Raw genomic sequence first — 13,832 nt, 5'->3', positions numbered from 1 at the left:
AGGCCGACCCTTATACCAAAGCGCATTGATCAGAACCCATGGGCCCATTGGCGCAGTCCGAGGGACATGATGCGCCAGGGCTGCTCGACGAGCTTGTTCGAGGCGAGCAGCAGTGGTCGACGATGTCGTCGTAGGATTGGAAGATGCGGTTCGACAGCCAGTTGTCGCGCATGAACTGCCAAACATTCTCGACTGGATTCAGCTCCGGGCACCTCGGCGGCAGCGGCATGAGGGTGATGTTGGGCGGCACGACCAGCTCCGCCGATCCGTGCCACCCGGCCTGATCGAGCAGGAGGACGGCATGTGCGCCCGGGGCGACGTGGAAGGCGATCTCCTCGAGGTGCATGCTCATCGCCTCGCTGTTGCAGCGGGGCATGACGATACCGGCCGCCTTGCCTTCAGCGGGACAGATCGCACCGAATAACCATGCCGAAGATCGCCGCTGTTCCTTGGGTGCCGATGGCCGGGTGCCGCGCCTGGCCCAGCGCCGGGTGAACTTGGTCTGCTGGCCGACGCGGGCCTCGTCCTGCCACCACAACTCTATCGGCGTTCCTCTCGGGAGCCTCCGCTTGATTTTCGCCAGGTGGGCAGCGAAGCTTTTTTGAAATCGGCAATGTCGTCGCCCTTCTGGCCACGATGGCGGGCCGCGCCGAGAGCTTGCGATAGCCCATCGCGCGCAACTCGCGCCCGAGCGTGTGACGTGTGATGGAGAGCTCGAACTCGTCCAATATCCATTGCGCCAGATCGGCAAGCCGCTAGCGTACCACGCCATGCGCCGCCGGGATAGGCCCAGCCTCGACTATCGCCGCAAGCCGGGTACGCTGCTCGTCATTGAGGATCGCGGCCCGCCCCGGCGCCTTGCGCGTCGCCAGCCCATCGGGGCCGTCCGCGTTGAACCGCAACACCCAGTCCCGCACGATCTGCAGCGTCACGCCAGCAACCTTTGCCGCTTCGCTCCGGCTCCCGCCGTCCAGTGTCAGCGCCACTGCCAACAGCCGCCGAACCTGATCGGCATCACCGCTTCGCCGCACAAACCGACGTAAATCCGCCGGTGTGTAGTCAGATCGAACACCAATCGCTGCCGCCATCGCAAGCCTCCACGTGCCTGCAACGTCGAATCAGATTTTCAGCGGCTTGGGAATCCCCCACGTGAGTCAGCTTCAGCGCACCTTGGTATAAGGTCAAAATACTGTGTCTCATCGTTGGAAAATATCCCTGTATGCGAGGTTCCGAATTCCGCGAGCAATGTCTTCGCGGCACCGATTGGTGAACGGCCTCTCATCGCTTCTGAAAAGTTCTTTTCCGTCCAAATTCGATCGATTGCCTCTTTCGGAATGATCGACTTGGGAAGCAGGGACTTCACGTCCGTGAAGATCTCGCAAGCCTCCACGTTGCTAAAATTCTCTGAGCAGATTTGCCGATCAATCGTCCGCCCATAAGCAAGGCGTCCGACCGAAATCATAGCCACGGGGATGATCGCGGCAGCACAGCGCTTGCGCCAGAAATTGTCTATGGACCAGAGGTTATGTCAGGTTTCCAGGGCGAGCAACGGCGAAACGGACTGTCCGCTTGCCGCCCATCAGGATGGTGCTCAAGTTCTGTCGCCGCGCGCAGTCGGGACGAAAAAGCTGTTTCAGCGACCGCTCTTATTTTTTGCAAACCTATATACAATATAAACCAAAGCAATTCCCACAACAATTCCAATGAAACGCATTACAGTTACTCCACATACATGATGATTGAATAAGCCTATCGGATAAATATGGGATATATTATTATTTCCTATGTATCCGTCCCGCCCTTGCTCCAGCGACCTACTTGCGCCCCATAGATATTCCGAAACCCGAAAGGACTGATCCAAGCAACATTAAGCCGATCGCGATCCCGTTCGCACCAAAATGCTGATAAATCCATCCAGAGCGCTCAGCCGAAGTCGCGGCAGTTCCAAAACGGCAAAATCCATTAAAGAATGCTCCAAACCCTATGATCAGCAGAGCAATGAATCGCGGCATTACATTTCCTTAAGCAACCGAACTGGGCGTCGGAGGCTTCGGCGATTAGGTCAATGCTGGCCAATAGTCCGCTGCACGAGCCTGTCGCGCACGGCCCGGGCATCGAACACTTCCTGCTGCGTGAGATCTAAGCGCTCAAAGTTTTCATCGAGCATGACTGGGAGGATCGCACCGGGATGCTGGGCCGCGAGCACAAAGGTTTCATTCTGCGACGGGACAAAATGCATCCACGGGGTCTCGTTTTTGGCAAACAGGCTGACGATGYCCATGCCCTTCCTAAGACCAGAGATTGGATAATAAGTGATTCGGGTACGGCCCCATTTCTTGTTTTTCAAGGTAATCCGCGCCCAAACCGGCTTTAGAGGCGCAGGTTCCTTCAACGCCTTGACCGTGGCGGACAGGTGGATGAAGCGGCGTACCATCAGCACGGCGATAGTCCCAAGCCCGAACACGATCAGAGCCGACCCAACAAAGCGGTTCCAGAACTCGTCGATCGCCAGCGAAAGCGTAATGTTGTCGGGATTGTTCCGTTCGGCGACTATAGCCGTATCGTAGTCGCCGGAAGTGAGACTGAGGAACGAAAATTCGACCGAGCGGATTTGGGTCTGCCCGTCGCGGGGATAGGCGATGCCCGCCTCGCAATTCACGCTCATTCTTTTGGTTTTGCATTCGCTGCTTACAAGCGAAGCCTCGGGTACCGCAACGGGATCGCTTATGATGCGGTGGTCGGCGTACAGGCCGGGCCAGACCACAACCATAGTGCCGATCGAAACTAGGCCCAATACCACTCCTAGGAACAGCATGCGGAAACGGTCAGCGAAGCCATGCCGACGTATGGCTATGGGGCGGTTGGGTAGTAGGCCCGAGGGGTCAGGGAGGCCATAGTCAGTTTTCATCGTAGATAACCTGAGGTCCTATATTGAACGTCGAGCCTGGAAGGACCGAACGCTGGCTTTTTGACGCACGCAAAGGGTTGAAAATTGCCAGCAATGGCAACCGTTTATCGAAGATTTTCATCGATTGGCAGGTCTGGACAGCAGGCGTTGGCTTCAGCATGCCGACTATCTTGCACGGCCCGACGCTATGCGGTGATGCCGACCGGTAGCCTTTCTAGCGCACGATCGAACGGACCAACCTGAACGACCGACCGCTTTCGAGCAATGGAACCAAGCCGCCGGATGGCGATGATGGGCGCGTTGCAGCCGTTTCCGAGTAAAGGAGCCGAGCCGCCGGACGGCGACAATGGGCTCATTGCTGCCAAGGGAATGCTGGCAAGTTCCACGCTGAGAGCGTCAGCTTTCTCGAGTCGTGCGCTCAGAACCGGACCGAGCAAAAAGTCCCAATTTCGGAATGACGGCTTACCGGCTAGACAGGGCAGATAGCTGCCTGTTGCCTTCAGGTTTGGCGGGTCAAGGGCGATGAGGTTTTCTACCGGTCGGCAGGCGCCAACAAACCGGACGTTGCCACTGATGCCAACTGCATCGTCTTGCCGTGCACCGGCTTGAACAAGCCCACGCGCTTCATCTGTGCGATGCCTGGACCATCATTGGACTGGAACTTGTTGATCTGGTCTTGAGCCGCGCGCTTATTTGCCGCGTCTCAGCACGTACCATAGGCCAGCTTGCCTCGGGCAAAGCATCCTACGTGAAAGAGGGCAACCGCATCTGCGCTGAAACGCAGCCGCGATACACCATCTTTGTAGGCGAAGACTGGGCTGGGCGAGGGGACCGCCGTGTGGACGCCTACCGCTTCCGCAGTTGGCAGATAGTGGAAGGACGCTTGGTGCATCATTCACCTATCTGCCAAGCAAGCGTCAGTCAGCCACTTCGAATGAGCCGCCAAGCGCAGCGGTTGAGCTGTTGCCGGCGTAGACATCAAATGTGGTCGCGTCCTGCACGAACGAGCGGGTTGATGCCGCCCAATAGCTCAGGTCATCAGGGCTCAGCGTAAAGCGCACGGTCCGGGTTTCACCTGGTTCCAGGGTCAGGCGCTCGAAGCCTTTCAATTCCCGAACTGGGCGCGCGGCAGTGCCATATCGCTGGTGGATGTAAAGCTGCGCGACTTCATCCGCCTTGCGGCTGCCGGTGTTGCGGACATCGACCGAGACCGGCACCGCTACGCCCCGCGCAACCTTTGCCTTGTCCACCTTGAGGTTGGAGAATGCGAAAGTGGAATAGCTGAGACCATACCCAAACGGATAAAGAGGAGTATTGGACTCGTTCCAGTATCGCTCCTCGACCGTTTTGGGCTGATGCGTGGTGAGGTGCGCGTAGGGCAGCGGAACCTGACCGATGTTGCGCGGCCAGTTGTAGGGCAGTTTGCCGCCCGGCGAGACTTTACCGAATAGCAGGTTGGCCACGGCCGTCCCGCCCTGCGTGCCGGGATACCAGATATCCATCAGCGCCGCCGGCTTGCTGCCCTTGATATCCAACGGGCGCGCGCTCATCAGCAGGACGACAACCGGCTTGCCAGTGGCGATTACGGCATCGAGCAGTTCCTGCTGGCGTCCCGGCAGATCGAGCGAGGAGCGCGAGGCATTCTCGCCGACCATGATCTGGCCTTCGCCCAGCACCAGCACGGCGACGTCCGCATCCTTGGCAAGCGCGACCGCGCGCTGGATTTCGGGCGTGTCGTCGACATTCCGGGCCTTACCCGCTGCGAATTGCTCGTCGGACTGGAAGATCGACTTGTTGACACGCGCGGGCAGGGTCACGCCCGGCGAATAGGCAACCTTTACGCCGCTGCCGACCTCGGCTTTGATGCCGGCCAACACCGTTACGGTTTCCTTGTCGTCCTGGTCGAACACCCATGGTCCCACAGTATCTCGCGCGGAATCGGCTAGCGGTCCGATCACCACGATCGACTTGAGCGCCCTGCGGCTGAGCGGCAGCGCGCCGCCTTCGTTGCGTAGCAGCACGGCGCTGCGTTCGGCCGCCATGCGGGCGACCTCGCGGTGGGCGGGATCGGCCAGCACCCGCTTGGCTGCCTGGAGGTCGACATAGGGCTTTTCGAAAAGACCCATGCGGATCTTGGCTTCGAGAACGCGGCGCACTGCATCGTCGAGTTGCGCGGTGGTTATCTTGCCTGCCGCCAGCGACTGCGGCAACGTCTTGAACGCGGAAATGCCGAAGGGCGGCGCCATCTCCATATCAACGCCTGCCTGCAGGGCGCGAACGCCAGCATCTTCGTTGCTGGCGGCGAATCCATGAGTCAGCAGGTCATGGGCGGCGCCGGCATCGGTTACGACGAAGCCCCTGAAGCCCCAGGTCTTGCGCAGGACGTCTGTGAGCAGCCAGCGATTGCCCGTGGCGGGCACGCCGTTCACGCCCATGTAGGCGCTCATGATATTGCCCGCACCGGCGTCGACGGCGGCCTTGAAGGGCTTCAGGTAGACGTTCCAGAGCTCGCTGTCGGAAAGGTTGACCTCGTCGTAGTCGCGGCCGCCGATAGAGGCGCCGTAGCCGGCGAAGTGCTTGGGACCGGAGATGACATGGCCGGGACTGCCTATGTAGGAACCCTGAAAACCGCGCACCTGGGCTGCCGCCATGGCGCTGCCGAGGTAGGGGTCTTCGCCCGCGCCCTCGATAAGGCGGCCCCAGCGCGGATCGCGCGCGATATCGAGATTGGGCGCGAAGGCCCAGTGAATACCCACGGCGCGGGCTTCGCGCGCTGCAACAGTCTGCGCCTGCTGTGCAACACCTGGGTCCCAGCTTGCAGCAACGGCGATCGGCACCGGCATGATGGTGCGCAGGCCATGGATCACGTCATACCCGAAGAGAAGCGGGATCTTGAGCCGGGTCTTCTCGACGGCGATGTGCTGAAGGCGGTCGAGTTCGGCAGGATCGTGCACGAACAACAGCGAACCGGCGCGGCTGGCCGCCATCTCGTCGGTGACGCGCTTTGCCTCCTCCGGAGAATCGGTGAAATCGAAATACTGGGTGATCTGGCCGGCCTTTTCCTCCGGCGTCATCTGCGCGATCAGCGCATCGGCGCGGGCCCGGACGACTTCGTCGCTCAGCGGCATGCCCGATGTTGCCTTGCTTTGCGCGCTGGCCGTGCCGGACGCGGTGAGCGCCGCGGCCAGCGCGGCTCCGGTGAGCGCTTTGCGGCGCAACTTGTTTTTCGATGTCATCGGGCGTCCCTGTTTGCTGATGGGAGGAGGGGTTCGAAAGATCACGACGGCTCAGGCGCGTTTCAGGAAGGCGGTGCGCAGACGGGTGCGGATGGGCTCGTCCCAGAACCTGTAAGCTGCCCAGGCGGCGATGATGAGAAACGGCACCAGCGCCACGCCGATCGTCGCCATCCGCGCGGGCGAAGGCTTCTCATTGGCGACGTAGTTCATCCAGATGTAGAGAAACGGAAAGTGCGTGATGTAGATGGGGTAGGAGATGCGCCCGCTCGCCTTGCACAAGCCCATCATTCCTGGCCCGGCCTTGGAATGGCTGCCCGCATGAACGATCAGCGGGAAAAGCAGGATGACGCAGAGCGCTTCGTACAGGCCGTTCAGGGGGATGCCGGCGACGGGCTTGAGCGTCGGGAAGGCAGCAATGCCGGTCAGCAATAGGGACAGGGGCACCCAGCCGAGCCGGATCGAGGGCAGGCGATCCCGAACCCGGTAGAGCCAGAGGCCAGTAACGAAAGGAAAACACAGGCGAACCGGTGCCATCCAGAAGGATGGCCATGCGGAACCCTGGTCGATGCTGTCCAGTGTGGCCGTGCAGGCGATCAGCAGTACGCCGCTCAGCACTGCCAAAGCGCCCAGCGTGCGGGCGCGCATGTGGCGCAAGGCAAGGGCATAGACGATGTTGCCGATGTATTCCTGCAAAAGGCTCCAGCACGGCCCGTTGAACGGATGCGTGTCGCCCCAACGGTTGGGCAGCATCGGCGATGGGAGCAGCAGGAGGCCGAGAGACAGGGCCACGAGCAATTCGCGGATCGGCACGGTCTGCGCGTTGCCTGCGAACGGATCCACGAGATAGCTGACGAACCCCAGCAGCGTTCCGAGAATGACCAGCGGATGGAGGCGGATCAGCCGCAGTCTCATGAACTGCATTACGGTCATCCGGTCCCAACGGTCGTCATAGGCGTAACCGATGACGAAGCCGGACAGCATGAAGAAGAAATCTACTGCCAGGATCGCATGATGAAGGATGATCCGCGCACCTTCCCACGAAACGGTTATGCCCTGTATGTGGAACAGCACCACGAGCATGGCGGCCGTTCCACGAAGGCCGTCAAGAACCTCGAAATGCTGTTTCCCGTTTGCCGTCCTATCGACGGCCAGATCCGGATCCGCGGTGGTTTGCATCGTCAAATCACCCGCCGCGTTCAGGCTTGCAGCTTGCTCCACTTATCCGCTCCCATTCTTGTCGCGGCAGGGCTGGGTGATTTATCGTTAAACCACAAGAATTATTTGTTACACCGATCCGCGTTCAATCATCTCGAACGGGATTACCGCATCCAGCGGAACGGGGCCCGGCTGGGGATGCCGCACCGAGCCTGACAGATATTCCATCGCGGCCGCTGCCATCGCGCGGACCGGTTGGCGCACAGTTGTGAGCGGCGGCCAGACCCGCGTAGCCAGAACAGTATCGTCGAAACCGGTGACGGAAAGATCGCCCGGAATGGAAAGGCCGCTGTGATGCGCGATCCACAGCACGGCGGCTGCCATGTCGTCGTTACCGGCGATGATCGCATCCGGCCGGTTCCCAAGGCTCAGGAGCTGCTGCGCGGCGACGAGGCCCGACTGAAACGTGAAATCGCATTCGACGCAAAGCGCAGGGTCGATGGGCAGGGCGTGTTCGCGCAGTGCGTCGCGATACCCTTCCACTCTCGCGACGCTGTCGGAGTGGTGGAGCGGGCCGCTCAGCACGGCGATCCGGCGCCGGCCATGGGCGATGACAAGCTCGGTCATCGACTTCGCGGCCGAGCGGTTGTCGATACGGATAGTGGCGATATAGGGCAAGGCGTGGCCCGTTGCGATGGCCGCTATCGGAACGTCGAGAGCGGCAACCCTGGGGTCTTTTCCCAATGCCTCGGCATAAGGGGGAAGCAGCATCAATGCCTGCGCGCCTTTGCCGACAAGGTCGCGGGCAACGTCGATGGTGGCTTCGAGTGAGGGGTCCGCGGCTGACCGGATCTGCAATTGGACACCGCATTCGGCCGCGACCACTGCCACGGCCGCCAGCGTCATTTCCACGAACACGCTGTCCACATCGGCGCAGATCAGCCCGACGCAGGTGACGCCCGCGCCGGTCAGTCTTCGTGCCGACTGGTTGGGAACATAGCCCAACTCGCCAATGGCGGAGAGAACCCGCTCGCGGGTATCCGCACTGACGCGTCCCGTGCCATTGATGACGTTCGATACGGTCATGGCGGAAACGCCCGCGCGCGTGGCTACGGCATGCAGCGTCACGCGGCTGTGGTCACTGGGCCGACGGCTCATGACGAGGAAGCTTGTTGGCGGTCCATGATGCTTCATGATCGACGTCAAGATCGTGCGCAAGCACCGCCCGTTCATGGCTGTTGGTTTGCTGCAAAAGGTAGTCGAGAGGATTGCTCCAGGCCTGCTCTATCGGCGGAAGCCTTTGGTTGGGCGTGGCGCTATTCCCGCGGATGGGAGCATTGCGAGTTGCGGGAAGCAGCTACCTGCATCGGCAGATTGCGGCACGACCGGTAAATCGCGGGTCTCAACTTCTCTCAGCTTGGTGGGCAGCCACACTCGACGCCACAGATGAGAACAAGAAAAGGATGGCGGCGGTCTCGAGAATGGCAGGTAGACGGTGGTCCCAGAGAAAGCCGTAAAGTAGGGCGAAGAAAGTCTCGAAAAGGATCATTTGTCCCACCATTGTCATCGGCAGAAGCCGGGACATTCTGTTCCAGAGCGCGAAGCCGATAATCGACGAGAACAGTGCAACGCTGCTGCACACGAACAGGAAGTTCAGCCAGTCTCCGGTGCTGTGGGACGTTCGCTCGAACAGAAGCGCTGCCGGTATGAGCAGCAGCGCTTCCAACCCGGACGTTACTCCGGTCAGAAGGCTCCATTCCTGCGACGAGACATGGTCGAGGCGATGGAGGGTTCGGCCGTTCCAAACGGCGAAGACAGCCCAGGTCGCGAGCGCGACGATGGCGCAGAGCAGGGCCATTAGTTGGTCCCAGGACCGTTCCCCTTCGCCATATACCAGCGTTTGCCAGGAGATTGCGACCATTCCCGCCACGCTGAAAAGTACCGATGGAATGAGTTTTGCAAGCGGAACGGCACCTTGTTCGCGGCTGCCGATGACCGTCACGACGACGGGGAGGAAGCCGATGACCAGCGATGTCATGGGGACGCCGCCAAGCTTCACCGCAACCGTCAGAAACACGTAATGCGCGGTATTTCCACAAAGGCTGAGGCCTGCAAGGGTAAGCCAGTCCCGCCTATCCAGCTTTCGCAGCAGAGCCGGCCAGCGCCGACCGATGATCGCGGCGGCGAGCAAGCCATAGGTAGCATATCGTCCGATCGCGATCTGGAAAGGGCCGAAGGCGTGAAGGATCGCCGGAACGAGAAAGACCAGCCCCCATAATGCCCCGGCACCAACGCCGCAGGCAATGCCCGCGGCAATAGTCGTTCCACTTTTCCGCCCGGAAATGGAGAAAGCTTCAGGTTGCATCGCGGCTCGCTGCCTGGGGCTGGATGACCGATCGATCAAACACCGGAATGAGCCTCGCCCTGATACCGCGACACGATGACGATTCCGGCGAGCGTCACCGCCATTCCCAGGCCCATGGCCAGCGACAGCGGCTCTCCGAACATCGCGCGGGCCCAGATCATTGTCACGGGAGGGCTGAGGTAGAGAACACTGCTGACCCGAGCAGGCGAAAGCCTGGCGAGGGAGAAGTAATAGAGTCCATATCCCGCAAAGGTGGCAAGCACGATGAGCCAGAGAACGCCGATCCAGAATCCCGATTCCAGCGGCGGCGCGATCCTGCCGCCGCGCCAGCAGATGAGCAGGAACAGCGCGGCACTGACGAGGGACTGGATGCACAGGGTCTGGTGGATCGGCAGTACCGATGCGGGCCAGCGCTTTTGTGAAACCGTCACGAAGGCGAGAGACAGCATTCCCAATATCGGCAGCACATAGGCCCAGATTGGCGCATCCCCTGCGTGAAGGGCCCCGGCCGAAACCATGAGTACGCCCAGCACGGCAATAGCCATCCCGAGCCATTCCCCCCGCGCGATGACCTGGCCCAGCAAGGGTATCGAAATCAGCACGATCGCCAGGGGCAGCATGTCGGCGATGAGTGCGACGAGGCCGGTCGGCACGCCTTCATCGATGGCATAGGCAAAGCCAAGCATGTAACCCGCCATCGCGAACAACCCGATGATGGATTGCACCACCAGGACCTGTAAAGTCAGGCGGGGACCGGTCAGCAGTGCGAAAGGCAGCAGGACCAGTCCCGCGATCAGGTTGCGCCAAAGCAGGATCAGCGAGACCGGGGCATGGCCGACCGCGAAACGCATGCCGATGAAGCCGGAACTCCAGCACACGAGCAGAACCGTCAGCAGCAGCCACGCTTTCCAGTCGGTCGGCGATCGGTGCCTGTGCGGCACCTCAAAAGTCTCCGGCGAAAGGCCAGTATCGGTAAGCATCACGCGTTCGCCTCTCCCGGGGCTGTTTTTGCGATGTTTCGAGCGATCGCCGCGCTATTTGTGTGAAGAGTAGAGGATCGCTGCCGATAGAGCCGGCGACCCGATTCCAGCGGTAGCCGATCTGCGTGTTTCGCCCCGCGCCAACCCACACCTGTCACGGCTCGCATTGCAGCTTGATGGGTCGATTTCGAACAACGTCAGCATATGGTGAACTGCCAGTAGGGCCGGCGCCAGTACGGTCATTGCACGGGCCTGGCAATGGGGAGCGCCTGCTCCTCCGCAATGCCAATGCCGTATCTTCCCAGCGCGGCCCGTTCATGCGGGGAATCCGCCAACAGGGAAACCTGCCCGGCCCCCAGTTCGGTCAGGATCATGGCTGCCATGGCATAGTCGGCCGCATCCTGTTCGCCGCGTTCGTGAAGGGACCCGGGATGGAGTTCCCCGCGCAGAGGCATAAGGATGCCCCGGCCTTCCTCGGCGATCATGCGCATGGACTGTTCAAGTCCTCCCACGCCGGTGCCGGCGCCGTACAGATCGGCAAGGACGGAAACGGCGTGAAGGCGCACGGGGGTGGGCCTGGTAGGATCGATCTCGCCCTTGACCAGCGCAACCTGCTCCGTACCAGTGGCGCGGTTCGCGAACGTGATAGCGCGCCAAGTGCCGCCCCAGCGGGAGTCGAAGGCGGTTTGCGACCGTTTTTCCACGAGACTGTCATGGCGGCGGCGATAGGCAATCAGGTCCCGGATCGTGCCGACCTTGAGATCGTGCCGGGCTGCAAAAATCATGAGATCGTCGAACCGGGCCATTGTCCCGTCGTCGTTCATGATCTCGCAGATCACGCCCGAGGCGTTGAGGCCGGCCAGCCGCGAGACGTCGACCGCCGCCTCGGTATGGCCGGGCCGCACCAGCACGCCGCCGACGCGGGCGACCAGCGGAAAGACATGGCCCGGCGTGACGATATCGTCACGTCCATTGAAAGCATTGATCGCCACCGAGATCGTCCGCGCGCGGTCCGCGGCGGAAATGCCCGTGGTAACGCCGACGCGCGCCTCGATCGAGGTAGTGAAGGCCGTCTCGTGACGGGTGCCGTTGTTCTTGGTCTGGAGTTCCAGCCCGAGGATTTCGGCTCGCGCCTTCGAGAGGGCAAGACAGATGAGGCCCCGGCCATGGGTGGCCATGAAGTTGATCTTTTCCGGGGTCGCCATCTGGGCCGGGATCACGAGGTCTCCCTCGTTCTCCCGGTCCTCGTCGTCGACTAGGATGAACATGCGCCCCTGGCGGGCCTCTTCGATGATCTCTTCGATCCCGACGAGGGCCGCGGGACGGGTATGCGTCAAAGTCGCGACGGTCATGGCGATCCTACTCCGCAGTGTAATCGAAGGAAACGTCGCCCCAGCCGGCGAAGCGGCCGGTGACGCGGCGGCCCGGCTCAAGCGCGACGGCGGCGAGGCAGCTGCCCGGCAGGATCACGTCGCCGGCCTTGAAATCGACGCCGAACTCCGCGACGCGGCGGCAGAGCCAGGCGATTGCAGCGACCGGGTTGCCGTAGATCGCGGCGGTGTTGCCTTGGGCGACCTGCTCGCCGTCGTAGAGGATCTCGCCGTTCATGTCGGAGAGATTGAGTTCGCTGAGCTTGCGCGGCTGGGCGCCGAGGATCACCGCACCGGTCGAGCCGCCGTCGCACAGGGTTTCGAAGATGGTGATCTTCCAGTCCTTGACGCGGGAGTCGATGATTTCGAGAGAAGGCAGGACGTAGTCGGTGGCCGAGATGACGTCGGCTACGGTGACATGAGCGCCGCCGAGGTCGCGCTTGAGCACGAAGGCGGGTTCCAGCTCCACGAAGGGCGCGATGAAGCTCGACGCCGGTACGCGCAGGTTCTCGGGCAGGAACAGGCTGTGCTGCAGGGGACCGAAATCGGGCTGATCGACGCCGAATTTGGTCTGCATGGCCTTGGCGATGTTGCCGAGCTTGAAGCCGACGATCTTGTCGCCGCGCGCGACGGTGCGGCGGACGACTTCCTGCTGGACGCGGACGGCATCGGCAATGCTGCCCTGCGTGCCCGGCGCGACGAGTTCCTTGACCGGCTGGCCGGCGTCACGCGCGGCGATGAGAGTCTCGGCAATGGCTTCGACGTTGATCGACATGGTATGATCCTTCGGTTCTGAGCCCGGGCTTGTCGCAGGGACGATGGGGGCTGGGCTCGTGCAGTTGTTCGGTTCGGCGCCCGGGTTCAGGCTCCGAGGTGCCAGATCTTCATCGCGGAAAGCATTTCGCGCGGATCCCAGGCCACCCATTCCTCGACGATCCGGCCGCCCTGGTGGCGCAGGAACGAGGCGCCGTGGACCACGACTTCGCGGCCGGTGGCCGGGACGTCCATGAAAGCGCCGGTGTGACGGGCGGTAGTGCGCCAGTGCAGCGCGATCATGTCGTCCTGCGCCACGGCATGGAGCACTTCGACGTTGAATTCGCCGAAGGCGGCATGAGAGGTTTCGATCTGGCCGATCAGTTCGGGCAGGTTGACCTTATGACCGTCCTTGGAGTGGCGGACGTAGCCGGGGGCCACGATCGCCTCGAAGGCGGCAGTGTTGCCGTCGCCCCAGGCACTGATCCAGGCCTTCTCGATGCGCGCGACCATTTCCGGCTGCGACGGCGCTGCGGCGGGCTCGGCAGCTTGCGGAGCCTGATAGCTGCCCAGCTTGCCCTCGCAGAAGACCAACGAATTGCCGCGGCCGACGTCCATGGCGGCGATCGTGGCGATAATCACGAAATGATCGCCGGCGACGACTTCGGATAGCACCCGGCAGTCGAGCCAGGCGGCCGCATCGGGCAGTCGCGGCGTGCCGATCGCGCTGTCGTCATAGGTGAGGCCCTGGAACTTGTCCTCGCCCTTGCGGCCGAGCGCCTTGCAGATGCCTTCCTGGCCCACGGACAGGATGTTTGCCGTGAACTTCGCGCTTGCCCGCAGCACCGGCCAGGTGCTGGAGGACTTGTCGACGCAGAAGGTGACGAGGGCCGGATCGAGCGAAAGCGACTGGAAGGTGCCGACGACGAAGCCGGTGGGCTTGTCGTCCTCGGTGCGGCCGGTGATCGCGACGACCCCGGTGGGGAGCAGTGCAAAGAGCTTGCGCTGTTCCGCCGCCGAGAATGCCGCAGGTGATGGAGGAATGCTCGCCATGGCGGACTCCGG

11 protein-coding genes and 1 pseudogene are annotated in these 13,832 nt (G+C 61.9%); all 12 read right to left on the bottom strand.

Annotated elements, in window-relative coordinates; translation table 11 throughout:
- Nucleotides 1-29 precede the first annotated feature (29 nt).
- The 12 genes and pseudogenes from AB4Z00_RS04675 to AB4Z00_RS04620 all read right to left on the bottom strand — a co-directional run bounded on the left by AB4Z00_RS04675 (nucleotide 30) and on the right by AB4Z00_RS04620 (nucleotide 13,820).
- Nucleotides 30-1,088 (bottom strand): annotated as a pseudogene (locus AB4Z00_RS04675) (IS630 family transposase).
- Nucleotides 1,089-1,814: 726 nt separating this feature from the next.
- Complete coding sequence (locus AB4Z00_RS04670) at nucleotides 1,815-2,012, bottom strand: hypothetical protein (RefSeq protein WP_442045116.1); 198 nt, start codon at nucleotides 2,010-2,012, stop codon at nucleotides 1,815-1,817.
- Between the two features lie 50 nt (nucleotides 2,013-2,062).
- Entirely contained in the window at nucleotides 2,063-2,908 is an 846-nt protein-coding gene (locus AB4Z00_RS04665; protein WP_442045115.1) for a hypothetical protein, read from the bottom strand.
- Nucleotides 2,898-3,068 (bottom strand): hypothetical protein, encoded by a 171-nt coding sequence (locus AB4Z00_RS04660; RefSeq protein ID WP_442045114.1) that lies wholly within the window; start codon nucleotides 3,066-3,068, stop codon nucleotides 2,898-2,900. Before AB4Z00_RS04660 ends, AB4Z00_RS04665 begins: the two co-directional genes overlap by 11 nt.
- Before the next feature lie 757 nt (nucleotides 3,069-3,825).
- Nucleotides 3,826-6,144, bottom strand: coding sequence for a beta-glucosidase BglX (gene bglX, locus AB4Z00_RS04655; protein WP_442045113.1), 2,319 nt, complete (start codon nucleotides 6,142-6,144; stop codon nucleotides 3,826-3,828).
- A 51-nt stretch (nucleotides 6,145-6,195) separates the two neighbouring features.
- On the bottom strand, nucleotides 6,196-7,320 hold the full coding sequence (locus tag AB4Z00_RS04650) for an acyltransferase family protein (protein ID WP_442045112.1): 1,125 nt from the start codon (nucleotides 7,318-7,320) through the stop codon (nucleotides 6,196-6,198).
- A gap of 108 nt (nucleotides 7,321-7,428) precedes the next feature.
- Entirely contained in the window at nucleotides 7,429-8,457 is a 1,029-nt protein-coding gene (locus tag AB4Z00_RS04645; RefSeq protein ID WP_442045111.1) for a LacI family DNA-binding transcriptional regulator, read from the bottom strand.
- A gap of 244 nt (nucleotides 8,458-8,701) precedes the next feature.
- The gene (locus AB4Z00_RS04640) at nucleotides 8,702-9,664 is read right to left on the bottom strand and encodes a DMT family transporter (RefSeq protein WP_134093626.1); all 963 of its coding nucleotides are present in this window, start codon (nucleotides 9,662-9,664) and stop codon (nucleotides 8,702-8,704) included.
- A gap of 35 nt (nucleotides 9,665-9,699) precedes the next feature.
- Nucleotides 9,700-10,644 (bottom strand): DMT family transporter, encoded by a 945-nt coding sequence (locus AB4Z00_RS04635; RefSeq protein ID WP_442045110.1) that lies wholly within the window; start codon nucleotides 10,642-10,644, stop codon nucleotides 9,700-9,702.
- A gap of 239 nt (nucleotides 10,645-10,883) precedes the next feature.
- The gene (gene ribB / locus AB4Z00_RS04630) at nucleotides 10,884-11,996 is read right to left on the bottom strand and encodes a 3,4-dihydroxy-2-butanone-4-phosphate synthase (protein WP_442045109.1); all 1,113 of its coding nucleotides are present in this window, start codon (nucleotides 11,994-11,996) and stop codon (nucleotides 10,884-10,886) included.
- Nucleotides 11,997-12,003: 7 nt separating this feature from the next.
- Nucleotides 12,004-12,789, bottom strand: coding sequence for a 2-keto-4-pentenoate hydratase (locus AB4Z00_RS04625; RefSeq protein ID WP_442045108.1), 786 nt, complete (start codon nucleotides 12,787-12,789; stop codon nucleotides 12,004-12,006).
- Between the two features lie 86 nt (nucleotides 12,790-12,875).
- Nucleotides 12,876-13,820, bottom strand: coding sequence for a flavin reductase (locus AB4Z00_RS04620; protein ID WP_134093630.1), 945 nt, complete (start codon nucleotides 13,818-13,820; stop codon nucleotides 12,876-12,878).
- Between the last annotated feature and the right edge of the window lie 12 nt (nucleotides 13,821-13,832).

This window comes from Novosphingobium sp. YAF33, assembly GCF_052113265.1.
Classification (GTDB): Bacteria; Pseudomonadota; Alphaproteobacteria; order Sphingomonadales; family Sphingomonadaceae; genus Novosphingobium.
This window is presented reverse-complemented; position numbering and strand designations above follow the sequence as displayed.

Coding starts and splice junctions, on each gene's coding strand:
- AB4Z00_RS04625 (WP_442045108.1), bottom strand. CDS start 12,789: ATGTCGATCAACGTCGAAGCCATTGCCGAGACTCTCATCGCCGCGCGT.
- AB4Z00_RS04650 (WP_442045112.1), bottom strand. CDS start 7,320: ATGCAAACCACCGCGGATCCGGATCTGGCCGTCGATAGGACGGCAAAC.
- ribB (WP_442045109.1), bottom strand. CDS start 11,996: ATGACCGTCGCGACTTTGACGCATACCCGTCCCGCGGCCCTCGTCGGG.
- AB4Z00_RS04620 (WP_134093630.1), bottom strand. CDS start 13,820: ATGGCGAGCATTCCTCCATCACCTGCGGCATTCTCGGCGGCGGAACAG.
- AB4Z00_RS04645 (WP_442045111.1), bottom strand. CDS start 8,457: ATGAGCCGTCGGCCCAGTGACCACAGCCGCGTGACGCTGCATGCCGTA.
- AB4Z00_RS04640 (WP_134093626.1), bottom strand. CDS start 9,664: ATGCAACCTGAAGCTTTCTCCATTTCCGGGCGGAAAAGTGGAACGACT.
- AB4Z00_RS04670 (WP_442045116.1), bottom strand. CDS start 2,012: ATGCCGCGATTCATTGCTCTGCTGATCATAGGGTTTGGAGCATTCTTT.
- AB4Z00_RS04660 (WP_442045114.1), bottom strand. CDS start 3,068: ATGCTGAAGCCAACGCCTGCTGTCCAGACCTGCCAATCGATGAAAATC.
- AB4Z00_RS04635 (WP_442045110.1), bottom strand. CDS start 10,644: ATGCTTACCGATACTGGCCTTTCGCCGGAGACTTTTGAGGTGCCGCAC.
- bglX (WP_442045113.1), bottom strand. CDS start 6,144: ATGACATCGAAAAACAAGTTGCGCCGCAAAGCGCTCACCGGAGCCGCG.